Source organism: Corynebacterium sp. 122RC1 (assembly GCF_024580955.1).
In the GTDB taxonomy this organism is placed as follows: domain Bacteria; phylum Actinomycetota; class Actinomycetes; order Mycobacteriales; family Mycobacteriaceae; genus Corynebacterium; species Corynebacterium kozikiae.
Map to the genome: position 1 here is coordinate 1 of NZ_JANIKD010000073.1, position 402 is coordinate 402.

Consider the following 402-nt stretch of genomic DNA (forward strand, 5'->3'; position numbering starts at 1 on the left):
GGATTAAACACCGAAGAATTAGCAGCCTTCTGCCCCAAAGCAAGAGCCTTAGCACCAGCAGCCTCAGCCTTCACTGCAAACCGCCCAGACCGAGCCGCATTCACCGCAGAACCAGCCTTGCCCACCACAGAAACCGCAGCACCACCCAGACCACCAGCAACACCACCAATCAAGGTATCCAACCCCACCTTGCCCCAATCAACACGCCCAGCCTCACCCCTATTGGTCAGAATCGACAAACCACCAGAAAGCAAACCACCACCAACAGCACCAGCAACAATCAACCCCACCGGCCCGGTAGCGACCAGAGCAGCAACAGAGACCACAGTCCCGGCAATAATGGCAGCAGTAGCGATAGCCTCTGCGTGTTCATCAGCCCAACGGCGCACACCAGACACAACC

Annotated in this window: 1 protein-coding gene; it reads right to left on the reverse strand. The window is 57.5% G+C overall.

All coding sequences use genetic code 11. The features are described 5' to 3' along the window. On the reverse strand, positions 1-402 hold a 402-nt coding region (locus NQ050_RS11130), incomplete at both ends, for a hypothetical protein (protein WP_373566731.1).